At 33.2% G+C, this 25,311-nt stretch carries 20 protein-coding genes and 2 riboswitches; of the genes, 2 read left to right on the top strand and 18 right to left on the bottom strand.

The annotated features are described in order from the left end of the window. Nucleotides 1-14: 14 nt before the first annotated feature. From ACYQ3D_RS03360 to ACYQ3D_RS03385, 6 genes are all read right to left on the bottom strand, one after another. Complete coding sequence (locus ACYQ3D_RS03360) at nt 15-4,442, bottom strand: AAA domain-containing protein (protein ID WP_459836220.1); 4,428 nt, start codon at nt 4,440-4,442, stop codon at nt 15-17. A 554-nt stretch (nt 4,443-4,996) separates the two neighbouring features. Beyond that, a complete protein-coding gene (locus tag ACYQ3D_RS03365; protein ID WP_459836223.1) occupies nt 4,997-5,377 on the bottom strand; it encodes a desulfoferrodoxin in 381 nt (126 codons plus the stop codon). Between the two features lie 214 nt (nt 5,378-5,591). Further along, the gene (locus ACYQ3D_RS03370; protein ID WP_459836226.1) at nt 5,592-6,722 is read right to left on the bottom strand and encodes a glycerate kinase family protein; all 1,131 of its coding nucleotides are present in this window, start codon (nt 6,720-6,722) and stop codon (nt 5,592-5,594) included. A gap of 140 nt (nt 6,723-6,862) precedes the next feature. Continuing rightward, nucleotides 6,863-8,824: a sensor domain-containing diguanylate cyclase/phosphohydrolase gene (locus ACYQ3D_RS03375; protein WP_459836228.1), complete on the bottom strand. Its 1,962-nt coding sequence runs from the start codon at nt 8,822-8,824 to the stop codon at nt 6,863-6,865. A gap of 198 nt (nt 8,825-9,022) precedes the next feature. Further along, the gene (locus ACYQ3D_RS03380; protein ID WP_459836230.1) at nt 9,023-9,226 is read right to left on the bottom strand and encodes a cold-shock protein; all 204 of its coding nucleotides are present in this window, start codon (nt 9,224-9,226) and stop codon (nt 9,023-9,025) included. Nucleotides 9,227-9,315: 89 nt separating this feature from the next. Beyond that, entirely contained in the window at nt 9,316-9,981 is a 666-nt protein-coding gene (locus tag ACYQ3D_RS03385) for a hypothetical protein (protein ID WP_459836232.1), read from the bottom strand. A gap of 322 nt (nt 9,982-10,303) precedes the next feature. Between ACYQ3D_RS03385 and ACYQ3D_RS03390 the strand changes: the two genes are divergently transcribed. Then, a complete protein-coding gene (locus ACYQ3D_RS03390) occupies nt 10,304-10,894 on the top strand; it encodes a hypothetical protein (RefSeq protein ID WP_459836234.1) in 591 nt (196 codons plus the stop codon). Between the two features lie 33 nt (nt 10,895-10,927). Here the strand turns inward: ACYQ3D_RS03390 and ACYQ3D_RS03395 are convergent, their stop codons facing one another. The 5 genes from ACYQ3D_RS03395 to sfsA all read right to left on the bottom strand — a co-directional run bounded on the left by ACYQ3D_RS03395 (nt 10,928) and on the right by sfsA (nt 16,567). Continuing rightward, entirely contained in the window at nt 10,928-11,890 is a 963-nt protein-coding gene (locus ACYQ3D_RS03395; protein WP_459836237.1) for a D-2-hydroxyacid dehydrogenase, read from the bottom strand. Nucleotides 11,891-12,146: 256 nt separating this feature from the next. Next, on the bottom strand, nt 12,147-13,325 hold the full coding sequence (metK, locus tag ACYQ3D_RS03400; protein ID WP_459836239.1) for a methionine adenosyltransferase: 1,179 nt from the start codon (nt 13,323-13,325) through the stop codon (nt 12,147-12,149). Between the two features lie 226 nt (nt 13,326-13,551). Next, nucleotides 13,552-13,650: riboswitch (SAM riboswitch) on the bottom strand. Between the two features lie 61 nt (nt 13,651-13,711). Then, complete coding sequence (locus ACYQ3D_RS03405) at nt 13,712-14,791, bottom strand: GerAB/ArcD/ProY family transporter (RefSeq protein ID WP_459836241.1); 1,080 nt, start codon at nt 14,789-14,791, stop codon at nt 13,712-13,714. Nucleotides 14,792-15,026: 235 nt separating this feature from the next. Next, nucleotides 15,027-15,590 (bottom strand): ECF transporter S component, encoded by a 564-nt coding sequence (locus ACYQ3D_RS03410; RefSeq protein WP_459836244.1) that lies wholly within the window; start codon nt 15,588-15,590, stop codon nt 15,027-15,029. A gap of 65 nt (nt 15,591-15,655) precedes the next feature. Then, nucleotides 15,656-15,781: riboswitch (FMN riboswitch) on the bottom strand. 90 nt (nt 15,782-15,871) lie between these two features. Next, complete coding sequence (sfsA, locus tag ACYQ3D_RS03415) at nt 15,872-16,567, bottom strand: DNA/RNA nuclease SfsA (protein WP_459836246.1); 696 nt, start codon at nt 16,565-16,567, stop codon at nt 15,872-15,874. A gap of 108 nt (nt 16,568-16,675) precedes the next feature. On the opposite strand from sfsA, the gene ACYQ3D_RS03420 reads away from it, so the two are divergent. Further along, on the top strand, nt 16,676-17,311 hold the full coding sequence (locus tag ACYQ3D_RS03420; protein WP_459836248.1) for a polysaccharide deacetylase family protein: 636 nt from the start codon (nt 16,676-16,678) through the stop codon (nt 17,309-17,311). An 89-nt stretch (nt 17,312-17,400) separates the two neighbouring features. On the opposite strand, the gene ACYQ3D_RS03425 is transcribed toward ACYQ3D_RS03420, so the two are convergent. The 7 genes from ACYQ3D_RS03425 to ACYQ3D_RS03455 all read right to left on the bottom strand — a co-directional run bounded on the left by ACYQ3D_RS03425 (nt 17,401) and on the right by ACYQ3D_RS03455 (nt 25,309). After that, nucleotides 17,401-17,778: a carbonic anhydrase gene (locus ACYQ3D_RS03425; RefSeq protein WP_459836250.1), complete on the bottom strand. Its 378-nt coding sequence runs from the start codon at nt 17,776-17,778 to the stop codon at nt 17,401-17,403. A gap of 79 nt (nt 17,779-17,857) precedes the next feature. Continuing rightward, the gene (locus tag ACYQ3D_RS03430) at nt 17,858-18,574 is read right to left on the bottom strand and encodes an ABC transporter ATP-binding protein (RefSeq protein ID WP_459836252.1); all 717 of its coding nucleotides are present in this window, start codon (nt 18,572-18,574) and stop codon (nt 17,858-17,860) included. A 2-nt stretch (nt 18,575-18,576) separates the two neighbouring features. After that, nucleotides 18,577-20,220, bottom strand: a complete 1,644-nt coding sequence (locus tag ACYQ3D_RS03435) for an ABC transporter permease (RefSeq protein WP_459836254.1) — start codon at nt 20,218-20,220, stop codon at nt 18,577-18,579. Nucleotides 20,221-20,388: 168 nt separating this feature from the next. After that, nucleotides 20,389-21,495 (bottom strand): group II intron reverse transcriptase/maturase, encoded by a 1,107-nt coding sequence (gene ltrA, locus ACYQ3D_RS03440; protein ID WP_459835761.1) that lies wholly within the window; start codon nt 21,493-21,495, stop codon nt 20,389-20,391. An 848-nt stretch (nt 21,496-22,343) separates the two neighbouring features. Continuing rightward, the gene (locus tag ACYQ3D_RS03445; RefSeq protein WP_459836257.1) at nt 22,344-23,396 is read right to left on the bottom strand and encodes a Fe(3+) ABC transporter substrate-binding protein; all 1,053 of its coding nucleotides are present in this window, start codon (nt 23,394-23,396) and stop codon (nt 22,344-22,346) included. Between the two features lie 232 nt (nt 23,397-23,628). Continuing rightward, nucleotides 23,629-24,426 carry an ABC transporter ATP-binding protein gene (locus tag ACYQ3D_RS03450; RefSeq protein WP_459836259.1) on the bottom strand — a complete coding sequence of 266 codons (798 nt, stop codon included), beginning with the start codon at nt 24,424-24,426 and terminating at the stop codon, nt 23,629-23,631. After that, nucleotides 24,404-25,309 carry an ABC transporter permease gene (locus tag ACYQ3D_RS03455; protein WP_459836261.1) on the bottom strand — a complete coding sequence of 302 codons (906 nt, stop codon included), beginning with the start codon at nt 25,307-25,309 and terminating at the stop codon, nt 24,404-24,406. Before ACYQ3D_RS03455 ends, ACYQ3D_RS03450 begins: the two co-directional genes overlap by 23 nt. Between the last annotated feature and the right edge of the window lie 2 nt (nt 25,310-25,311).

A 25,311-nucleotide genomic window follows, 5' to 3' on the forward strand; every position in this document is an offset into this window, starting at 1 on the left:
GTATAACCCAACTTTTATTCTTCTTTAGTAACTGCTACTTCTTTAATTTCTTCCTTTAGCCTTGGCTTAATACCTAACTCTTCTAACCGAGGTAGAATCGACTTCATAGCTCCTTCAGGATCTCTATAGAATTCAGTTCCTGATACTCGCCAGAACTTCCAACCTACTCTCTCTAGCTGACGCTGTCTCATTCTATCATCCCACCATTTTTCTGGTGGATGCCATCTATCTCCATCACATTCTACTGCTAAACGATTCTTAATTCCTTCAACTACCAAATCAATTCTATAGTTTCCTACCTCTACTTGAGGAGTAACCTGATACCCCCTCTCTGTTAACCAATCATAAACTTCTTCTTCAAAAGGAGAATCCATCACTTCTTTTGGATTCTCTAGTTCTTCTCGGCCGACAATTCCATTCTCGATATAGTTTAGTAATTTATAACGCATATCTTTTAGATTCTGTAAATCCGCTCCTAATTCTACAGAATGGAATAAAATCAACTGATCTTTAGCTCTGCTAACTGCTACATTAAATCGTTGTTTTTCACTTTCTTTAGTCAAAGCTCTAAATCTACGATTATTTGCTACTACCATTGATAAAATAATTACATCTCGTTCATCTCCCTGGAAGGCATAAGCATCACCAGCTAAAAAGTCATGTTCCTCCTGTTCTCTAGGAGTTAAATGATTATCTATCTCATTAAAAATGTATTTTGCTTGTGCTTTACCCTTTAAAGAAATAACGCCAAATGTTTTATCTTCATACCGAGGATCATTAGCTAATTCCTTTAACTTTTTACAAATAGCTTCTGCTTCTGGTTTATTTATTCTACCTCTATCATCTATATACCCTTCTTCGATAAGATTACTTTCTAATGTAGGTTTTAATTTTTCTGATTCAGGTACATTTCGTAATGGTAATATTTCCTGATTATAAAATTCTTGATTACTAAACTCTATGATCTCTGGCACACAACGGAAGTGTTCTTTTAACATTAATTTAGCTTGAGCATCAAATAACATATCTGCTATATCATACAGACTAGTTTTTAAATCCATCATATTACTATAAGGTACATCTTCTAAGTGCTGCTCAATAAAAGAGTTTACTTGGTCATGAGGAATTCCTACTGCACTTGGACTGATCTGTTGGTCATCTCCTACTACTATTACCTTCTTAGCTCTAGATAAAGCTAATAAACTTCTGATATCACATTGGCTTGCTTCATCTATAATTAAGACATCAAAACAACCAAATTCTTTAGGAATTGTTTCTGAAATTCTATAGACAGACATTACCCAGACTGGAACAGCATTTTTTGCTTCTTGCATATGCTTTTGCGCCTCTTTTCTCCATTTTGGTGCATACTTACCTGTTCCTTTACCTAATCTTTTAATCGCTTTCTTCCAAGCATTTAAAGCATTCACATCTGCTTGAGATATATTCTCTTGTAGATTTAATTTAGTCATTACTAATACTAACTTTTCTTTTATATCTCTTAACTCTTGTTCAAATTTCTCTTGTTCTGTTTCTAATTGAGCAATTTTACTTTCTCTCTGAGCTATATCATCTAAATAAGAATCTAAAATTGCATGTTCCCAAGCTTCTTCCCAACTATTAAGCTGAAGATCTTCTTGTTTTAAATTAGGATCTAACCAGTTATTGGCCCAATTAGGAGCTTGAGTTGCTAACTTATCCACTAATTTCTTAAACTGTTGATAATCAGGAGTAAAATTTTCTAATTCTTTAACTTGTTTATAACTTACTTCCCACTGTGAAGTTTTTTCTTTAACTTGGGCCAAATCAGCAGGTAAACAAGCTACTAAATCTTCTACTACTGGATGAGCCTTCTCTTCTTGCAAAATAGTTAAGTTCTCTTTTAATTCTTGATAAGTTTTTTTAGCCTCGGTAAATTCTTTTTGCTCTTGCTTAATTTTTAACGCTTGATAAATATTCTCTAACTCTTGGTCTAATCTTTGGTCTATAACTTTATCTACTCCTACTATACTCTGTGCTAATTCAGTCTGTAATTTAGGTTTTAGTTGATATTGGTATTCAAAAGCAGACTTTAGTTTCTGATGAACTTCTTTAATTGATTGAAAATCAGCTTCAGCTGATAATTCTGGTAATTGATTACCTAGATTCTGTCTTAATCCTGACCAAGCTGTTATAAATTCATTAATCTTTAATTTTAATTCAATATATTTTTTTACTTGTTGCCAATCTTCTTGCTCACTAGGTTGTTTATTATTAACTCTTACCTCTTGTAAAGCTTCTGCTTTACCTCCATCAAAGAATTTAGTAATAAAGCTTAACCAACTCCAAAGGTCTTTCCCTGATTTTACTCTTTCTAAAACATAATCTACAAAATCTTTATAATCAACTAAAGCAACATCAGACTTTAATTCTATATTAGTCATTAAGCTTAAACTTTGTTGTAAATTATCTATTGTGATAAAAATAGAATCTAATTCATCTATTGCATCCTGTAATTGATCTTTAAGTTCAGTTTTTTCCTTAATTAAAGTATAGGCCCAAGAACCTTTAATTAAATTATAAACTTCTACCCCCTCTGCTACTAGAGTAAGAACTTGATCTAAATCTTGATCAGCTGTTAACAATAAATCAGAAAAATAATCAGCAGCTTTTTCTTCTAATTGATTAATTTTGTCTAAACCTTGAGCCAACTCCCTAAATTCTTCCGGTGTAACTAAGTTACTTAACTTGGGAATTTTATAATTAGATAACTCATTAAGTCTTGGTAATAACTTAGCTCGTAAAGTTATTAATTCTTCGAACTCACTATCGGTTATAGGAATTTCAGCTTCTAACTTAATAACATCTTGATTATCTAGTTTAGTTCTCTTAGCTTTATAATCCGGTTGGTCAATAAACCAATCATAATCACTTTCTTCCTCTGTTATCTTTTTAGCTACTTCTGCTGGGGTTAAAGGATAATTTAAACTAGCAGTCATAACTTGCAGCTCGGCTTCAGCTAGGTGTTTAAGCTCTGTTTCAATCTTTTGTAATCGTTTTTTGTGAGTAGAAAATTTATCCTTTAGTTCCTTAACGTCCTCTTTTAATTTACTATGTTGTTCATTAGATACAATTTCTGAAATATAAGAAACCGCTTCTTCTAGCTTTTGTTTCCGATTAGCATCATCTTGTAAGACACTCATACATAATGCTCGTAAAGACTCTGGTAACATATCTCTTAAAACTTTTAATGCTTGATCTTTTTGACTAGTGACTAATACTCTTTGCCCCTGAGCCATGAAGTGAGAAACTAAATTGGCAATTGTATGACTCTTACCAGTTCCTGGTGGCCCTTGCACAAGTACTCCATCTGATTGTTCTAAACAATCTAAAATCTGGATCTGTTCCTCATTGGCAGCTTTAGGAAATAAAACTTCTTGGTCTAATAATCCTGTCCATTCATCATGAAAATCTCTTTGCTCCCAACTAAAGGAATCCTGTTCTGGTTCAGAAATTATTCTTTCTAAGCTACCAGGTAGCTTAATGTCTTCTTCTTCTAATTGCCGATTAAACTCTCTAATATCCTTCAGTAGTTCATTTTGATTTCTTTTTCTTACAAATAGAACCCAACCATTAACTATTTTTAAATTTTTAGTTGGCCTTAAATTCTGTTTAGCAAAATCAACTACTCTTCCATCTGCTGTTAAACCACTAGCTTCATAAAATAAATCTAAATATGGATTATCATGTTCATGTTTTAAATCATTAAATACCTTTCTTATATTCTCTACCTTAGTAACCCCTATATCAATTAGTGGTTCTAATTCCAAACTCCAGTCTGCATCATCAGGAACTACAACTTTCATTTTATTTTCTTTAGCCTGATGTTTAATGATCATATTTTGGGTTAATAAAGGATGTTTAATTAATTGATTATTTTCTTTCCAGACTACTAAACCATAACCTAATACTAACTCTAAATTTTCTTCGTACTGTAATTCTTTATGCACATTAAATAACTCATCAAATAAATTTATATTTTCCTGTAAAGGCTGTACTTCTTTGGCCCATTCGCGCCACTTTTTTATGTATTCTATAAAAGCAATTCTTCGTTCAGGAAGATCATAAAATTTTCTCTTGCCCTTAGCTTCCTTTTCCAGTTGAGGGCTAATAATCTTTGGTTCTGTAGTAGGATCCTCTGCTACTTCAACCCAACCTTCTAAAATAGTAGGTAAAGTAGGTTGGGGAGGTAAGTCACTTCTTTTTAATTCTAATAATGAATCTTGTAAATGATAAAACTGATCTGCTATCTTTATATCATCAACTTCTGGTAACTGATCTTGATATAATAAAAACTTATTATGATCTTCTAATCTATAAACAACTTTATGTCCTAATTTAACTATATCATCTAAATAATCAAATAATCTTGTTGTTCTATCGACTAATTCAGACTGCGCCACTATTGGCCCTCCTTTTTTGAAATTCATTACAGTTTATATATCAACTATTTACTTAAAAATTACTTTTTCTAATTTTAGTTTATACCAAAAAAATTATTCTAATAAATTCCAATTATAAAAAACAGCCAATTTAAACTAGTCCCCACATTAATCTCGCATAATCATGCCACTAATAATTTAAATTCCTATACTAGCAGCTATCACTGCAATAGCAATCGGACCGATAGTCCAAGGTGCTGCTGGAATTATAGTTCCGTATAGGTTCATATAAAGATGACCAACCATTTTTCTATTATATCATATATATCCATTGACCACTTTCATTTATATGAATAAGTAGTTAGTTACCATTCTTTAACCTAAATGAGGGAGCTCATTATAGTATTATCTTACCAATTAGGCTACTTTAACTCATACTTCCATCTAACATAATATTCATCAACTAAATCTGATACTTTATCATCTTTAATGGCTCTAAAAATATTTTTTATAGTTTCACCTAAAGATAAAGAGCCACAGGAATATTCCTGTGGCTCTTTATCTTTAGATTTTATTTAATTTTTCCATAATCCATGTACATTACAATATTCTCTAACTTTGAGTATTTCATCTGCAGCAACAGCAAATACAGCTTTTGGTTCATCACTAGAACTCAATTCAGCTCTTAGTACTTGATCAGCAGTTAAAACTTCAATAAATCTAATGGAATGTTCCTCTTCCATTGGATGCAAAGTTGTTCCAACTACAACTTCAACGCCTTCTTCTACTTCATTAACTACTGGAACATGTTTTTCATTAGCTGCATCCTCAGTTTGTTCCTCTAATTTTTTCATATCTTCTCCACAACATACTAAAGCAGGTTTTCCAGCTTCAGCAACTTCTACTACATTACCACAAATATCACACTTATAAAGGTCTCTTCTTTCAATACCCATTAATAATTCCCCCTTTAAATTATTGAATTAATTTTAATTAGTTATTACTAAATCTAATTAAAAATACCAATATTGCCTCTATGTATTATTATTCAGGAAAGTAATAATAATTCCTGCTTATTTTCAAAATTATTAATAATCTGATAGTTTATTAAGTCTACTGACACTAAATCCCTCCTTTTTATTAGCTACTTAGCAGTTAAACACCTAACTGCTAAGTAGTAATTAACATTCGTCCAATATTTGCTCCAGTTTCTACTAATAACTCTGGTGTTTCTTCCATAGCCTCCTCTAATTCTAATGGTCTATTAATTATAGAAAAGCAAGCATCAATCCCTATTTCATAAACTTTATCAGCCTGAGGACCTAAGCTACCTGCTACCCCAATTACCGGCAATGAATATTTTTTAGCCACTCGAGCAACTCCAGCAGGCACCTTACCATAAATCGTCTGTGAGTCAATCAATCCCTCACCTGTTATAACAAGATCTGCTGTTTTCACCTTTTCTGCAAAATTAATAGCTTCTAATATAATATCTATTCCTGACTTCAAATCAGCCTCTAAAAAAGCCAATAAGCCAGCTCCTAGCCCTCCTGCTGCGCCTGCTCCTGAAATATCATTAACCTCTATTCCTAAATCTGAGTTGATTACAGCAGCAATTTGTTGCAAACCTTGATCCAATCTTTCCACCATAGCAGGAGTGGCTCCTTTTTGGGGGGCATAAACATAAGCAGCTCCTTGTTTACCATAAAGAGAATTATCTACATCACAAGCAACTTGAATAGTAGTCTCCTTAAGTCTAGGATCCCTATTAGATAAATCAATCTTTTCTATCTGTTCTAACTGACCTCCTCCAAAACCTATTTCTGTTCCTTTAGAATTTAGAAATTTGACTCCTAGTGCCTGCGCCATACCTACTCCACAATCATTAGTAGCACTACCTCCAATCCCAATAATTAAATTTCTACAGCCTTGATCTAAAGCAGCTTTAATCAATTCTCCAGTACCATAAGTAGTGGTCTTGGTCGGATCTCTCTTTTCTTCTGGAACTAATGGTAATCCAGACGCAGCAGCCATCTCAATCACTGCTGTGTCATTATCTCCTAAAATCCCAAAGTAAGCTTCAACCTTATCTCCTAATGGGCCAACTACCTCTGTGGTTATTAGTTGACCATTTGTAGCAGCAATTAAAGAGTCAACTGTTCCTTCTCCTCCATCTGCCAAAGGAACTTTCTCTACTGTTAATTGGTCACTAGCATTTTTTAATCCTTGCTCCAAATTGTTAGCTACTTCGCTAGCAGTCAGACTTCCTTTAAATGAATCCGGAGCTATTAATATTTGCAAGTTAATCACCTCTGTTATAGATCTTATTACTACTTTATCTTTTCCAACAACTCATTAGCCTGGGGATTAGCAGGATAAATAGGAAGGGCTTGATTTAAATATTTCCCTGCTAATAAGAAACAAACTTAGTAACTGGCTGTTTACTTTCTATAGCCATTATTTCCCCTCCTATCATCCACAAGTTCAATAAATAAATCTGCTAGTTGGGGATCAAATTGACTCCCAGCTCCTGCTTTTATTTCTTCTAACGCTTGTTGTTTACTCATGGCTTCTTTATAAGGGCGATTATTAGTCATCACATCATAAGCATCTACAATAGAAATTATTCTAGCACTAAGTGGAATTTCTTCCTGTTTTAAACCTTGCGGATAGCCTGATCCATCCCACCATTCATGATGGCTTAAAATACCTTGGGCAATATCATATAATCCGGAAGAGGATTCTACAATTTGAAACCCTATTTTAGGATGCCTTTTCATTTCTTCCCATTCTTCTTCAGTTAAAGAACCCGGCTTTAAAAGTATTTGATTGGAAATTGCTACTTTACCTAAATCATGTAATCTAGCAAGCAATTTTAAATTATCTAATTTAGAATCAGATAAATTTAATTCTCTTCCTATTTCTAAAGCTAATTCTTTTACCCGTTTACTATGTTCTACAGTTTCATTAGTTTTCTTTTTCAACGTTTCTTCTAAGGAAGAAATAACACTATTGTGAAAACTTTTACTTTCGCTCAATTTTTTATTATACATCCAATCATCAGCTTCTTTCCACACTTCATCTATATCTTCATTAATATTTGTTTTAGTTGCATAACCTAAACTAATACTAACTTCTAACAAGTCCAGATTCCTTTGCTTACATTTTTTCTTGATTCGGGAACATATTTTCTTAGTATTTTCTTTAGTAGTTCGAGGTAACAAAATTACAAATTCATCCCCGCCCCATCGAGCCACTATATCTTCTTTTCTACAAGAATTTTTTAATATTTGAGCTGCTTCTGCTAATAACTTATCTCCAACTTGATGACCAAAGGCATCATTAGTTAACTTAAGTCCATTAATATCCCCCACTATCATACTTAATGGTAATTGGCTTTTAGAATTTAATTCTTTAAGTTTTTGTTCAAATCCTCTCCTATTATACAACCCAGTTAGGCTATCATGAAAATTCAAATATTCAATTTTCTGATTAGCTTTTCTATTTTCAGTTATATCTTTAGCATTACAGATTAAATATTCAACTTGGTTATCTTCATCTAATTTAGGTGACATAGTAACTAATAATAGTCTTTTTTCTCCTTGATAATTTTTAATCCAGGACTCAAATTCAATTTGTTTCTTGTTGTTAAAAACTAACCTATTAAGAGCAATATACTTTTTAGCTTGTTGAGGACTAAAAAGTGACCTTATATTTTTATTTTTCAATTTTTCTTTGCTACTTCCTAAAAAATTAGCATGTGCGTCATTAACAATTCCATATTTATTTATATCTTTTAAATACCAGACTTGAATTTCTATGTTATTTAATAAAATATCTTGTTGTTCATATAAGGTAAAATATCTTTCTTTACTCTCTTTAAGCTCAGCTAAAAATTGTAATCTTAAACTATGAATAACATAAGATGTAAAACTGATTAAGAGTACAACAAACACATATAAATGCTTATTTAGCAAAGAATCAGAAGTTAAAAAAACAGATAAACTAACTATTAAAGCAATAATTGCATTATAATATCTTAATTGCAAGATTGTTCTCAACATAAAATCAGCAACTATAATTACTGCTAAAATACTAATTGCATAATTTATTGAATATTTATTCACATAAGCAAAATATATCAGCTGGAAGGTAGAAATATATATCAGTAAATAGATTATTTTATATAAATTACTTTTTATTACATCACTAACAAAAGAAAAAAATAAAACGATTAAAAATAACAAAGAGGTGAGCACTCTTTGGTGCCTAGGGAAAGGATCAACTCCAGAAGCACTTATTTTATAAACTAAACCAAAACTAAGATATAAAAGGATTATGATCACTAAAATAATCCGATAAATCACTACATCATTACTTGCACTAAATATCTTTCTTATCATTTTATATCCCTCACTACTTTTAGCAATAAGAATATTAATCCTTATTCTCTTTCTAATTTTTAAATCTTTAAATTTAAATTTCTATAATAAGTTTATTATTCCTTTGATTTTTACAATACTTTCTTATCTAAATAAATCATACAAAAAATAACAAAACCCCCGGAAAATTCCGGGGGTCACAGCCGTAATCTATATTAGTTATAGCTTAACGACATCTTCAGCTTGAGGTCCACGATCTCCCTCAACTACTTCAAATTCTACTGATTGATCATCTTCTAAATTCTTGAATCCATCTTCCTGAATTGCAGAAAAATGTACGAATACGTCGTCTCCTTCTTCTCGCTCAATAAATCCATAACCTTTCTTCTCATCAAACCATTTAACATTACCTTGTTCTTTCATTATACAAATTCCTCCTAGTAGTTTAAAAATTTCTTTCTCAATCCATTTAAAATAATAACACATAACCCCTTGCTTGTCAAATAATTTTCCTAAAAGTTTGCTTTTTCCTCCAATTGACGATAAGCAGATACACAAGCTCCTAAGCTACTAGGATAGGTTACAAAAATCAGTGGTATCAAAAAAGGATGAACTAAACTAACTGTAATTAAAGCTACTACTAAAAATAATAGAAAAAATATTTTTATACTGACACCTCTAGTTAAGGCAAAACTCTTTTTAAAAGCTGCAAATAATTCTATTTCTTTATCTAATAATAAATAACTAGCAAATAAAAACTTAGTATTTAAATAAGCCAAGCCACCTAATATAACAACCAATAAAATACTTAAAACTAACTCCGGATGTAAATTTAGAGCCATATTAAGTACTACAATTGGCATAACTACTACTCCTAATAAAACTAAAAAGCTTAATAAAAACATAAATAATTTAATTAGTGTATCAAAGTCAAAGATAAAATCTTTAAATTCAGCTTCTTGCTCATCATATAACTTAAAGATCAGATTAATTACACCATAAGTAACCAGCACTCTAAGTAGATTGAAAATAACTTCCCCTTTAAAGCCAAAAGATCTTCCTAGCTGTAATAGAGAAAACCACAAAAAAGTTGGTAAAAAGAATAAAGTGAAATTATTCTTTAGAATCTGCCATCCAACATCAAATGCTTCCGTTAAAGAAAAATCCTTAGCCGTCATATAAGTTCTCTCCTTTAAATATTATTTGCCTTTTTAGCTTGAGTAGCAAACTCTTCCTCAGATAAATCTTTATCTTCTACATCATCAATAATCTTCTAATTCCCTTTTTCACTTTATATATGTATTATCTTAAATACTACTAATTAAATTCCTTGATTCAACATAAATATATAATTAATTAGTAGTTACTAAAACTATATATCAATTTTATAATAAATAGCCTTCTAACTACCTTAGGACTAGCTAACTAACCTAAACACTACTATAACAGGATTATAATCTAACTTAAATTTCCGATAATATTATTAAAGGAGGGGCTACTATGAATCAAGATGAAATTAAAAAAATCAAAAAGACGTCCCCTATCGTTAAGACAAATCAATATCATAATGACCATACTGCTCAACAAAATAAGGGCCAACAACAAAAGAAGCCACGACACAGTGACTTTCTTACTTTAACAGAAGAGTACAAACCTGATAAAAACCAAGAAAAACACCAAGAATCCTACCCAGACTTAGAAGAAAAATTAAAAGTTGATACTAAACAATGGGGAGTAGAAGTGATTTCAGAAAAAATTTTAGATTTAATTAAAGAAAAATATCATCAAACTCCTACTAATTTAAAGTCCTTTGCTCATCAAATTAAGAAAATTATTAATATCAGTTATAAAAAAGCATATACAGCATTAACACCTTTACCTACTGATAGTCATAAATTAATCAATGCTACCTATAAACAGACAAGAAAAAAATTAACTGAATGGATTGCAAATAAAACTGAACCACAAAAATTAGTATCTCAGCCTACATTAAAAAATCTACAATTAGAAATAACTGAACTTTTCTTAGAACAAGGTCGTTATTTCAAAGAACAAAACACCTTACAACCTACTATCAATCTCCAAGGGTAAAGCCCGGGAGATCCCGGGCCAACTTTCTAACTTTTAGTAACCTTCCTCAAAATCAACTACATTCTCCAATTCTTCTCCCTGTAGATAATGTTTTAGGTTTTCACTAAAGATATTGAAACTTCTAACTCGATTAGTTGGTGAAGACCCAGCATGATGAGGAGTTAATAACAGATTTGATAAGTCCCATAATGGACTATCCTCAGGTAATGGTTCCGGAGTAGTAACATCCAATCCAGCTCCTGCTATCCAACCTTCAGTTAAGGCCTGTAGCAAAGCAGATTGATCTATTAAACCTCCTCTACCAACATTAACAAGAAAAGCATCCTCTTTCATCAATTGCAATTCTTCAGTTCCAATTAAACCTTTTGTTTCTTCGGTGATCGGTAAAGCTAATACTATATAATCTGACTCCTGTAAAACCTGATTAAGTCCTGTAGTATCATAAGCTTGATCAACATAATCCGGTACCTGATCCACACTTTTTTCTACTGTTACTACTCTAGCTCCCCAAGCATGAGCTCGCCAAGCAACTTGTGTTCCTATATCTCCTAAGCCAATAATTCCTAACTGAGACTTAGCCAGGTCTTTAGTAACTTCTAAAGGTTGCCACTCTTTCTTTCCTTGTTGTTCTAGATACTGAGGTAAATTCCGATTAAAAGCTAAAATTAAGCTAAACACATGTTCGGCAATCGGAAGACCATACACCCCACTAGAATTAGTCAAAATCACATCTTGATTAGGATACAAATCCCGGTCAACAAACTCACTTGCTCCAGCACTAGGTAAATGTAGCCACTGTAAGTTTTTAGCTTCTGCTAATTGCTCCTCCTTTGGCCAACCAAAAATAACTTCTGCCTGCTGAATCAGCTCCCTAGTAACCTGACCTGGTCCAACCTCTGTTAGCTTAATTGAAGAATCTAATTCTTCCAGACTAGATAATTGTTGAGTAGTAAAATCATGATCAAACATCATAAGAATCTCTAATTTTTCTGGCACCTTATCCCTCCCTTTATTATAGTTTACAACAAATACAGTCTATAGTCATTATTCTCCTGATTAGCTGTGTGCTATGAGTTATGAGTCGTGAGCAAATTCAAAATCATAAATACAGTTCAAATCTCTTTAAAGGTTTTGAATTAGCTCATAGCACACGACACATAGCAGACAGCTAATAGCTATTGCCAGAAAGTATCACTTAAAACGATATTTAAAATAATAAATACCGCCCTACTAACAGGCGGCATCACTTAACTTATAAATTTGCTTTTTCTTTTAAACTAACAGCTTTATCAGTCCGTTCCCAAGGTAAATCCAAATCAGGCCGACCAAAGTGACCATAAGCAGCTGTAGACTGATAGATAGGCTGGTTTAAAGCAAGATCTGTAATAATCTGCCCCGGCCGTAAATCAAATTCCTGCTCAATTAAATTTTCAATTTTGCTTTCAGCAATCTTAGCCGTACCAAAAGTATCAACCATAATTGATACTGGCTGAGCTACTCCAATAGCATAAGATAGCTGTACTTCACATTTATCTGCTAAGCCTGCAGCTACTATATTCTTCGCTACATAACGAGCTGCATAAGAAGCAGACCGATCTACTTTAGTAGCATCTTTACCAGAGAAAGCTCCTCCCCCATGACGAGCACTACCCCCATAGGTATCAACGATTATCTTTCTACCTGTTAAGCCAGCATCTCCCTGGGGACCACCAATTACAAAACGTCCAGTAGGATTAATATAATATGTAGTATCTTCATCTAACAACTCATCAGCAATTACAGGCTTGATTATCTCAGCAATCACATCTTTTCTTAGTTTCTCCAAGCCAATATCAGGATGATGTTGAGTCGAAACTACCACAGCATCAGCCCTCACTGGTTGATCATCTTCATACTCTATTGTTACCTGTGTCTTACCATCAGGTCGCAAATAATCCAGTGGTCCTTCTCTTCTTACTTCTGCTAACTTCCGGGCCAACTTATGAGATAGGGTAATCGGCAACGGCATCAATTCTTCTGTCTCATCAGTAGCATAGCCAAACATAATACCTTGATCTCCTGCCCCAATCTCCTCAGCTTCTCCTTTTTCAGCCTCTAGTGCTTCATTAACTCCTTGAGCAATATCAGGTGATTGTTCATCAATTGATGTTAATACAGCGCAAGTTGCCCCATCAAAGCCATACTTGGCTCTAGTATAACCGATATCCTTAATCGTCTTCCGGGCAATTTTAGGAATATCTACATAACATTCAGTAGAAATTTCTCCTGCAATTAGTACCATCCCTGTAGTTACTGTAGTCTCACAAGCTACTCTAGCCTGGGGATCCTTAGCTAAAATAGCATCCAAAATAGCATCAGAAATCTGATCTGCTACTTTATCTGGATGTCCTTCTGTAACTGATTCTGAAGTAAAAAAACTTCTCTCTGTCATATTAATAACTCCTTTCTCCACAACGAGATCTAATAGTGTTTCACTTTTTAATAAAAAATAACTAACAAAAATTCAACAGCTAGTTCGGAAAAAAGCTTACTTGCAAGCTTTCCGGAATGAATTTTAAGATTGCAGAGATTAAAGTGTAACTTTATAAAGTTACACTTTATATCAAAAAAATCAAATAAAAAACTCTCCTAAATACAGGAGAGATAGCAAACTGACTAATACATCTCCCCAGTGATCTGGCAGGAATTAGCACCTTTCCTAAATAGGCGGTTGCTGAGCTTCATCGGGCCTGTCCCTCCACTACTCGTGATGCATTACCTTATTCTTTTTTTGTCACTATAATCCTATCATAACCACAAGATTATGTCAATCACCAATTAATTTCTGCCTGCTTTATTACCTAAGAATAAATAAATTATCATAAATAAGATCGGTAAAGGTAAATAAAAATAAATTATTTCAGCAAAAACAATATTTCTTATGATAGCTTCTAAATACACGTCTTTATATTGAAATAAAGAAAATGAACCAATAAAGACTGCAATAGGAATAATAATACTTTTATCATTTCTTAGTTCAAACCACTCTACAACTACTTTATGACCAACAAAATAAAAAATACCTAATTTTAATGCTGCTCCAACCACCCAAGTTGAAAAAACAATAATTTCTAATCCTCTAATACCAAATTTAATTATATCATAAAAAGGAAAAGTCAAATTAGCAACTAAATCAACCCCTAACAAACTTACAGACAATATATATAACATAATAGTTATTAATTGAATAACTAAATTACTCCCTAAACTATAATAAATAACTTTAGATTTATCTTTAAAATAAGGCTTGAGCATTAATAACAAATTAGGAACTAATAAAAACCAATTACTAGGAAAGATACTTCCTCGCACTATTGTCAGCAGATCAAATTCTACTGGTTGCAGACGCTTAAAATCCAATACACCTGGGTTTAAAAGTATAAGTAAAAAAGAAATCATAATCATAGCAAGCACAGCTATCATACCTAAGTGAACAACTCTTGCTAGCGATTCAATACCTACATAGACTAAATAAACTGCCAACCCACTTAAGATCAGATAAATAAAACCATAGGATATACTAGGCATCACAAATTTAATATAATAAGCCTCTTCAAATAATATAAAGCCTGCATCATATAAAATTATAATCATATAAGGCACAACTACTAATTTCCCTAATATTGGCCCTAATAACTTTTTACAATCTTGGACAATAGTTTGATTAGAAAAATTAAAACTCAACTTTAAAGTGAAATACTGTAATATACCTCCCAATCCCCCCGCTACCATAACTAATACCCAGCCTAATTGCTTGCCGTCTTCAGCTAATCCAGCAGCTGCTGTTAAAATAAGTGTTGGTAAAACAATTGCTAAGCAGATATAAAACACTTGATTTGCAGTTATCTTTTTCTTCATCTAATCACCTAATTATATAATCGATGCTATGATTAGTTTTATTAAGTAATTAAATATTATACAAAATATACTACATTTTTCATAACTTAATTGCTATAGAGTATTTCCTCTCTTAACTACTAGATAAGAGTGAGAAAGCTCTTACCTAATACACTACAAAAATTACACTTTATATCAAAATTATTTTAGTAAATAAAATGATCTCTTGCTCCCCCTAATAATATAGCTTGTTTTATTAAACATTATCAACTGAATCGACAGTAGAATATAATAAACCCCTTCTTCGTAAGAAATTGGCTAATCTTTTATAGACTAATAATGTAACTCCTGAGTTGATAAATGCCTTACTTAAATTAAAGGGGATAATTCCTGGTAGTAACATCTTAAGTGTCTTCACATATGGAATTCCATAGAAGATAGGATTTAAAACTAAATTAGCTATACTCATAACCCCTGTCATAGTAAGAGATCCACAAACTAGTCCTAAAATAGCTCCCTTTATATTATGAAACTTTTTATAAATATACCCTGCTACTCCAACTAAACAGCCAGTAGCTAAAAAATGCATAACAGCTCCAAAAGGGCCTCCTAGCCCTGTAAATAAAGACATCATTATTGATAAAACTACTGTAGCTGTTACAGCTGGAATTGGCCCGTATAAAAAAGTAATAATTAAAAGTGGTATATCACCTGGTTCATAAATCAAAAATGGTTGAAACAATGGAAATCGAACTGCTATCATTAATATTAGTGACATTGCTACTAATACCCCTATGTTGGTTATTTTTCTAATATCCATTTTAATCCTCCTTTTAAATTTATCAATCCAAAATAAAAATCCTGGATCAACTCCAGGATGACTAGCTACTACTTCTTTCCTCCGGACTATACCGTCGGTACTGGAGTTTCACCAGTTCAGCTGAAAGCTCGTGGACTATAACCACCGGTCTGGATTCAGAAATTAATCCTCACCATCCCCTGAAGTTTGATTTGATTGTAAAAACTTAGTTTACATCTATTATATACTAAAAATAAGTAAAACACAAAATAATTTAAAATCTATAGGTGCTTATTTATTACTCATATCCTAACTTCTATCTCTTTATCAAGCTTAATCCTATCTCTATTTGTCTCACAAGCATAAGCATAAATTTCTACTCCTGCCTCTCTAGCTGCTTCCAACTTGTCGGCTAACTCCAGGTCAATTCTGCGACACGGAGTAAAATAATCAATATTTTCTCGCTGAATAACAAATAAAACTATACTACGATAGCCCTTATCAGAAGCTGCTATCAACTCCTCTAGGTGTCTACGACCTCGTTTAGTTGGTGCATCAGGAAACTTAGCTACATTATCCTCTACTAGAGTAACTGACTTAACTTCTATCAAGCACTCTTCCTCCTTATTTCGTAAAAGAAAATCTAACCGACTATCACCAATAGTATACTCAGCTATTATTTCTGAATAAGCCCTAAACTGGGGAAAATAGTCTTCTTCTAACCCCTTAGCTACTAACTTATTAGGCAATCTAGTATCTAAAGAAACTAATTCTCCCTGATGCTCAATTAATAATAAATCATAATCTGTTGTGCGTCCTGGTTTGGCTTTATACTTAACAAATACCTTAGCTTCCGGCAACATTAATTCCTCTAATCTACCTGGATTAGGTACATAAGCCTTAACTTTCTCTCCCTCCAGATTTACTTTAGCTACAAATCTATTAGAACGTTCAATTAATCTTCCCGCTTGTAAATAACCAAATTTAATCTCCGCCATTTCTATCTCTCCTTCAAATTGTAATTAAATTACTAAAATTTACAGGTTATCAAGGTGATATTATATATGTTACTATAAGCATATCCAAGTTAAAGGAGGTATCCTAAGTTGTTAGCAAATAAAATCAAAGCTAGTATTACTTTAATAGTTATACTATTCTTACTTACTTCACTAACAGCAATTAGTTATGCTTATTCCCAGTATACTATTAACCAAGACGATTCCTTATTTAAAATTTCCCGTCGTTTTGATACTAGCTTAGCAGAATTAACATCATTAAATAACATTAATAATCCCAATCTAATCTACCCTAATCAAGTATTAATGCTACCGGATAATAGTTATCAGGATCAACCTAGTCAATCCCAAACTGATTATTCTAACAAAGTCATTAGTGTAACTAATAAACCAAACAAAACTAAACATACACCACAAATTTTAAAAGTACTCAAAAAATATGATGTCCAAGCTACCTTCTTTTTGTTAGGCAAATTAGCCCAGAAAAATTCACAGGTAGTCCAACAAATTAAAGAAGATGGACATGTCATTGGCAATCACAGTTGGTCACATGCTGACTTGACTACACTAAATGAAGAAGAACTTAACCAAGAATTAACTGCTACTACAGAAGAGATTGAAGAAATTATAGACCAGACACCTATTTTGCTGCGACCTCCCTACGGAGCTATTTCTGGTGAACTACTAACTAATCTAACAGATACAAATTATAAACTTGTCAATTGATCAATTGTATTCTCTACCAACTTATAGCTAAATTCATCTTCATTTACTTATAATAAAGTTAATGGGAACCGTTAGGTTCCCAGCCCTACTTAAACTACCTTTTCTACTTGCCAGTCCTGATTAACCCATAATCCAACTACCTCAAGTTCATCATACCAATCTGTAACTTCTTCAACGCCCTCTTTAATCTGAGCTAACTGGATCTCTTTATCAGCTGGATTACCAGCACAATCCCAGTGACCAATTACTGCTACTACACTAGAACCATGCTTATTAACTGAAATATCAACGCGTTCTCTAATAGAAGCTAACTGTTCTCCTCCAGTAGCTAAAATAGCTTCTGGACCAGGCTCAGTAATCATATCAACATGATCCGCTTTAAATTCCTCTGTCATCCACTCTACTACTTGAGTTTGAACTCTCCCATCCATACAATTAATAGCTGTTACAAATTTTCCTTCTGCCATTTTAATTCCTCCTCTACAATGAATAACTATCTTAATTTATTATTTGATTATCCACTTCTCTAATTCCTTTATTTATCGCTTAAGAAAATAACCCAGCCACATAAGCAGAAGCAGGGTTAGAGTTAATCTCCTGGGGAGATCCTGTCTGAACAATCTGTCCATCTTTTAAAACAATTATTTTATCAGCTATACTAAGGGCATCATCTTTATCATGGGAGACAAAAATAGAAGTTATTCCGGCCTGCTTAATAATTGACTCCAATTCCCCTCTAATCCTGGCTTGTAAACTAGCATCTAAACTACTAAAAGGTTCATCCATAACTATCAAAGCAGGATCAATAGCTAAAGATCTAGCTAACGCTATTCGTTGTTGTTGACCCCCACTTAATTGGTGAGGATAGCTAGTTTTAGTCTCCGCTAGATCAACTAAGTTTAAAACTTCCTCTAACTTATCTTCCTTATAGTCTTGATCTTTATTTTTGATTCCAAATAGTATATTTTCTGCTACTGTCATATGAGGAAATAGAGCATAATCTTGAAAAACAACTCCTATTTCTCTATTTTCAGGTAACACAAACCGGTTATCATCTACTACAATCTGATCATCAATCTCAATCAGCCCCTTCTTAGGAGTCTCCAATCCAGCTAATAACCTTAAAATAGTACTTTTACCACTGCCACTCTCTCCTAAAATACAGACTATAGCCCCTTGTTGGACGTTAAAATCAATTCCTTGCAGAACATTTTCTTTAGAATTTGGATAGTTAAAACTTAAATCCTCAACTGTTATAAACACTATTAGTCCCCCTTGCTCCCCTGTAAGTTATGAATCGTATAAATAGCTACTCCACAAACCAAAATTATTAGCAGTGATGATACAGCAGCTTCATGAATCATCTCATCGCCAGCATACTCAAAAGCCTTACTAGCTAATGTATCAAAGTTAAAGGGTCGTAAAATCATAGTTAACGGCAGTTCTTTTAAAATTTCAATCAAAACTAGTAAAAAACCACTCAACAGAGCGGGTTTAATCATTGGTAAATCAACTCTAAAGAAAGTCTCAGTAATTCCGGATCCTAAAGTACGGGAAGCCTCAGCAAAACTAGTCCCGACCTTAGAAAAGCCTGATTCTATAGAATTATAACCAATCCCTAAAAATCTAATTACATAAGCAAAAATAAGCATAATGATACTTGAACTAAGCATTAAACCACTAACTTCTAGCCCAAATAGCTTAAATAATTGTTGTAGTTGATCATCTAAGGTAGTAAAAAATAATAATACTCCGACAGCTATTACAGCCCCAGGAATAGAATAACCAAGAATTGCAATTTTAGAGTAAATCTTAGCCACTAGATTATCATTTAACCGAACAGTATTGGCTATAATTACTGCTACTATGACTGTCACAGCCGAAGCAAATAAAGCAACTGAGATAGAATTAAAGGCAAATAATAAAAACTCCCAATCGAGTATTTGGGCATAACTTATCCAGGCCCAATAAAGAAGTTGTAAAGTAGGGATTACAAAACCTAATCCTAAAATAAGAGAACATAAACCTCCAGCTAACTTTGCTGGTAATCCTGTCAACTTACGACGAGCAATAGGCTTTATTTGGGTACTACTATAACTATATCTTTTGCCGCCCCGAGAGATTTTTTCTAATAACAACATAACAAATACTAACCCCATTAACAAAGCAGATAATCTAACAGCTGAACTTAAATCCCCCATAGCAAACCAGCTTTTAAAAATAGCTGTACTAAAAGTCGGAATCCCAAAGTACTTGACCACTCCGTAGTCATTTAAAACTTCTAACGTAACTAAACTAACTCCTGCTACAATAGCTCCTCGCGAAATCGGTAATGCAATATGGAAAAATATTTCCCAGGAACTACGGCCTAAAGTGCGCCCCATTTCTATTAGACTGCCTGACTGCTTAGCTAAAAATGATTTACTAATCAAATACACATAGGGGAATAAAAAGATAATATAAATAAATATTGCCCCTTCAATAGTCATGATATCAAAATAAGCAGGATCAACCTCCACTCCTAGTTTTGTTCGTAATAATGTCTGAATCAGTCCTGTATAATTCAGCAGTCCCTCATAAGTATAAGCTCCAATATAAGGAGGAATAGCTAATGGCAACATTAAACTCCAACTAAAAAAATCACGTCCAGGAAACTCATACTGCGTAATCAACCAAGCAGGTATAAAACCAATTGTAATAGAGCCTACTCCGGTAAAGAAAACTAAGATAATAGAATTAATTATATAATCCTGTAAGAGATATTCCTTAATATGTTCCCAGTTCTCACTAGCTGGTTTAAAAATATTCAACAAAATATTAAAATTAGGAATTAAGACTAGTAAAATAAAAATAAAACTTAAAATAAACCAACTATTCCAAGTCGATTTTAAATCTCTTGTAGTCAACATTATAATCACCCACTTCTAAGTTAATAAAGTAGGACCAGCTTCACAGCTGGGACCCCTTATCAAACTGCACGAACGGTTTTCCCGTATACAGCTTTCGGTTATTGGTGCTCCATATCAGAGAGTAAGTCAGCGACTCTATGTTACCATAGATGTATATTTCACTCTCGATTACAGCACATCAGTAAGCAGTGAATCTAGTCCTTCTTCTCTTAAAAACTTATTCGATAAGCGATAATTCTGATGAATTATCGCTTTCTTTCCTTCTATGAAAGAACGTATTCTCATTCTTATCCATTTATCTAATTTCCTATATAATGTTTTGATATTGCCTATTTTAAAGTAATGTCCCCAGCCTTTTAGTACTAAATTTAACTCATCAATTATTATTTCCAATTTCTGAGGTCTATTTCTTCTAGTTATATCTCTTATTCTATCTTTAAAGTTATTTATTGCTCTATCTCTTGGACTTTTATAATACCAATGATGAAATCTAAATCCTAGAAATTTAAACCCATCATAAAAGTTTGTTATCACTGTCTTCTCAGGATGGAGTTTTAATTTTAATTCATTTTCTATTATCTGACGAGTTACTTGTAATGCTCTTTTGGCTTTATCTTTACTTTTGGTCAATACTACAAAATCATCAGCGAAGCGAACTAGTTTATATCCCCTTCGAGTCATCTTCTTATCAAAGTAATGTAAATAGATATTAGCTAATAAAGGAGAGATCACACCTCCTTGAGGTGTTCCTTCTTTAGTCTCTTTTCTTCCTTCTTCGGTCATGACTCCTGCAGTTAGCCACGATCTAATTAAGTCTAATACCCATCCATCACTTATATATTCTACTATAAAATCCATTAATAAATCATGGTTTATAGTATCAAAATAAGATTTTATATCTGCATCTACTACCCAATCGTAACCTTGCTGTTTATATTCTTCTATTTTCTCTATTGCATCATGGGTTGATCTGTTAGGTCTGAATCCAAAAGAACATTCACAAAACAATCTCTCAAAGTATATTTCTAAGATTTGTTTGACTGCTTGTTGGGCAATCCTATCTTTAATTACTGGAATCCCTAGTGGTCTCTTTTCTCCATTTTCTTTTGAGATATACGTTCTTAGTACTGGTCGTGGCTCATATCTATCCTCTCTTAACTGCCTATATAATTCTTGCATATTCAGTTTATAGTTATTTCTATATTCATTGATACTTACATTATCAATTCCACCACAACCACCATTAGCCAGCACTTTTTGTCCTGCCTTATGCATTCGCCATTTATCTGTGATTAAATCTTTCAGACTGTATAAGGTTCGAAAAATTTTTTTTCACCTATCCTAATTTCACTACTTACCAGTTCTTTCTTTCCTGTCTCGATATCTTAACCCTTATCTTCATAGTACTCCTAAGCACGTCTTTAGGCTCTCACCAATCGCACCTCTTAGTTCACTACTACTTAAGTCATGGTATTTCCTAAATTCATCATATTTTCAGTTATTATTTCCTGTCTATATTTCTTTTAGAGCTCACTATCTTTAATAGCGTCTAAACCATTCTTATTAAGATATCATTGACAGTCTATTCTTAACTTCAATAACCTGACTATCCTTCACTGTAATCAACTTTCATTGATTTTTTTCGCTACTATGATAGCTTCTGAACTCTAATATATCCTCACTCTGGCTTTCCCATTTTAGGTTATACCATCATTTATCTCTATAGATTTCTATACAGAACTATATTAGAGACTCCTCTGGTCAATTACGAAAACTATTATAGCCATCCCAACCATAATCACACCTAGTAATTCGACATGGACACTCTCGTTATCTCGCTTTTTATCCAGAGCCACCTGCATCCCCCAAGTCGACATTGGACTTCTTCATTTTTATGGTGAATCGCCACTACTAAATGCCACCGACGGTTCACATATTGTTTTAGGCTGACTATTCACCTCAAACTCTTCAGATTCTATCTCACGATAGACACCCTGTTACTATTGGTTTCACACACCGATACGACGAAAACAGCATGGATAGAATTCTCATCTACTATTTTCATAATCTACAGAGCACACATAAAAAGCAGGCAGCCTACTTAGGCTGCCTAAATTAAAAACTTATTGCCATCCTACTTTATTAAAGATCTTAACTGCCTTTTCATTTAATTCTCCTAACTTAGTTAAATCAATATCCTGTGCTTCAAAATCTCCCCAGGACTTTAGTAGATCAGATGGTTCCACATCTGGGTTAACTGGATATTCATAATTTGCTTCAGCAAAGAATTGTTGTGCTTCTTTACTAGATAAGAACTCCATTAATTTAATAGCATTTTCTTTATTCTTAGCGTGCTTAGTTAAACCAACCCCACTAACATTAATATGTGTTGGTTCAGGGAATAAAATGTCTATATCTTCTTGAGCTACTTTAACTTGTTGTTCCTCAGAAGAATTTAACATCTTACCAAGATAATAAGTGTTCATAATAGCTAAATCTCCTTTATCAGCAGCGATTGCCAGAGCCTGTGCTCTATCATTTCCTTTTGGTCGTCTAGCCATATTATCTACAATACCTTGGGCCCACTCAGTAGCTGCCTCTTCACCATGAGTAGCAATTAAAGAAGCTAATAATGATTGGTTATAAATATTAGAAGAAGATCTAACTAATATCTCATCCTCCCACTTATCAGCTGTCAAATCTTGATATGTATCTATTTCATCAGGATCAACCTCGTCCTTATCGTAAACAACAACTCTACCACGAACAGTCAATCCAAACCACTGATTGTCTGTATCTCTTAAGTTTTGTGGTATATTACTAGTTAAAGTATCAGTTGTAGCAGATTGTAATAACCCTTTTGACTTAGCTCGATGTAACCTTCCCGCATCAGCTGTAATCAATAAATCTGCTTGTGTATCTGCTCCCTCTCGATCAATTCGTTCAATTAACTCATCAGATCCACCTTTTAGCACATTTACCTCAATTCCTGTTTTTTCTTCAAACTTGTCTAGTAATTCCTCATCAGTATCATAATGTCGATTGGTATATAGATTAACCTCACCTTGATCATTCCCAAATAAAAAGTCCATAAACCCAGCAGATGCACTAGAAACTGTAACTACAGTCAAGACTAAAACTAATGAAAATATAACTAATGATTTTTTAAAACGCACACTAATCTCCTCCTTGAATTATATGATTTTTGAATGAAAATAATTATCATTTACAACAGTAATTATAATAAAACCTATTGGTTTTGTCAAGATAAAATAAAAAATATTTCACAAAAAACTAAAAATGAGCTATGGAATAACCATAGCTCATTAATTACCACTATTCGATTACCTTTTCTGCTGCTTTAAGATTAACAGCTAAATTAGAATCTTTTAATCCCCCTTCTCCAAATTACTGGGCTAGTAAAACTCGATCATTAGTTAACCGATGGCCACTAACTTTAGTAAATTGTTCTAATAGATCATCTATTGTCATCTGACTTCGTTGCTCACCAGCTAGATCAAGTACTATTTGACCATTATCCATCATTATAGTCCGCGTACCTAACTCTAGGGCCTGATCTAAATCATGAGTCACCATCAAAGTAGTCAGGTTATACTCCTCTACTATTTTCGTAGTAATTTCAACTATCTTTTCTGCTGTTTTGGGATCTAAAGCAGCTGTATGCTCATCTAAAAGCAAAATCTTAGGCTTTTCAATTGTGGCTAGAATCAAGGTTAGAGCCTGCCGTTGCCCCCCAGATAATAAACCTACCTTATCATCTAACCGATTCTCTAATCCCAAATCTACTAACTCTAGCTTTTCTTTAAACTTTTCTCGTCTCTGAGAGGTTACCCCTTTACTTAAACTTAACTTCCCGGTTCGTTTTAACGCCAAAGCTAAATTTTCAGCAATAGTCATACTTGCTGCTGTACCTTGTAAAGGATCTTGAAAGACACGACTGACTAAGTTGGCCCGCTTATGGTCAGCCTTATCTGTTACATCTCGCCCAGCAATAATAACTTCCCCTTTATTTATTTGGTAGCTGCCAGCAATAACATCTAACAGAGTTGATTTACCAGCTCCATTACTCCCAATAACAGTTACAAATTCACCCTTCTCCAGTCTTAAATCAACTTCTTGGAGGGCTATATTTTGATTTACAGTACCTGGATTAAATACCTTTTTAACCTTGTTTAGCCTGAGCATCTTCTACCACCTCTCTTGTACTCCACTGCTCTCTAATAGTCGGGGCTCCTAGGGCTATAATTACTAACAAAGCAGTCACTAATTTGAGATCATTAGGATTCAGATTAAATCGTAACGCTAACGTAATAACTGACCGATAAATAATTGAACCCACTACAACCCCAAAAGTTGCCCAGCGAATACCACTTTTATTAATTATTGTCTCTCCAATAATAACTGAAGCTAAGCCAATGATAATCATCCCAATCCCCATCTTAACATCTGTAAAACCTTGGTATTGAGCTACTAAAGCTCCTGCTAAAGCAACTAATCCATTAGATAAAGCTAAACCTAAGATTACTGTATTATCAGTATCTACTCCTAGACTCCTAATCATATCTTTATTATCACCAGTAGCACGTAAAGCAAGACCTAATTCTGTCTTTAAGAACCAATCAATAACTAACTTAAGTACTACTACAATTACAATAAATGATACTAAGATATTCATCTGATCTGATAAACCTAAGAAATTAAAAGAAGTAAAAATCTTAGGCTGGCCTAATAAAGGAATATTAGCTTGGCCCATTACCCTTAAATTAATTGAATATAAAGCAGTCATTGTTAAGATTCCAGATAATAATCCAGTAATCTCTAATTTAGTATTTAACAAACCAGTAATCACACCAGCAATCATACCTACGCCAAAAGCTATTAAAGTAGCTACTATAGGATGTTGGCCTGCTAAAATTAATCTAGCAGCAACAGCTGCCCCTAAAGGGAAACTTCCATCAACTGTCAGATCAGGAAAATCCAAAATTCTAAAACTTAAATAAACTCCTAGAGCCATAACTCCAAATACTAGTCCTTGTTCTATTGGACTTAATAGTATATTCCAATTCATAT

This window comes from Halanaerobaculum tunisiense (assembly GCF_054657635.1).

Excerpts from the sequence above, each read along its gene's own strand:
- ACYQ3D_RS03365 (WP_459836223.1), bottom strand. The coding sequence starts at position 5,377 with ATGGGTATTGAAAGAAGAGACCTTTATAAGTGTGATATTTGTGGTAAT.
- ACYQ3D_RS03375 (WP_459836228.1), bottom strand. The coding sequence starts at position 8,824 with ATGATAAGAAAGATATTTAGTGCAAGTAATGATGTAGTGATTTATCGG.
- ACYQ3D_RS03380 (WP_459836230.1), bottom strand. The coding sequence starts at position 9,226 with ATGAAAGAACAAGGTAATGTTAAATGGTTTGATGAGAAGAAAGGTTAT.
- ACYQ3D_RS03385 (WP_459836232.1), bottom strand. The coding sequence starts at position 9,981 with ATGACGGCTAAGGATTTTTCTTTAACGGAAGCATTTGATGTTGGATGG.
- ACYQ3D_RS03390 (WP_459836234.1), top strand. The coding sequence starts at position 10,304 with ATGAATCAAGATGAAATTAAAAAAATCAAAAAGACGTCCCCTATCGTT.
- metK (WP_459836239.1), bottom strand. The coding sequence starts at position 13,325 with ATGACAGAGAGAAGTTTTTTTACTTCAGAATCAGTTACAGAAGGACAT.
- ACYQ3D_RS03405 (WP_459836241.1), bottom strand. The coding sequence starts at position 14,791 with ATGAAGAAAAAGATAACTGCAAATCAAGTGTTTTATATCTGCTTAGCA.
- ACYQ3D_RS03410 (WP_459836244.1), bottom strand. The coding sequence starts at position 15,590 with ATGGATATTAGAAAAATAACCAACATAGGGGTATTAGTAGCAATGTCA.
- sfsA (WP_459836246.1), bottom strand. The coding sequence starts at position 16,567 with ATGGCGGAGATTAAATTTGGTTATTTACAAGCGGGAAGATTAATTGAA.
- ACYQ3D_RS03425 (WP_459836250.1), bottom strand. The coding sequence starts at position 17,778 with ATGGCAGAAGGAAAATTTGTAACAGCTATTAATTGTATGGATGGGAGA.
- ACYQ3D_RS03435 (WP_459836254.1), bottom strand. The coding sequence starts at position 20,220 with ATGTTGACTACAAGAGATTTAAAATCGACTTGGAATAGTTGGTTTATT.
- ltrA (WP_459835761.1), bottom strand. The coding sequence starts at position 21,495 with ATGCATAAGGCAGGACAAAAAGTGCTGGCTAATGGTGGTTGTGGTGGA.
- ACYQ3D_RS03450 (WP_459836259.1), bottom strand. The coding sequence starts at position 24,426 with ATGCTCAGGCTAAACAAGGTTAAAAAGGTATTTAATCCAGGTACTGTA.
- ACYQ3D_RS03455 (WP_459836261.1), bottom strand. The coding sequence starts at position 25,309 with ATGAATTGGAATATACTATTAAGTCCAATAGAACAAGGACTAGTATTT.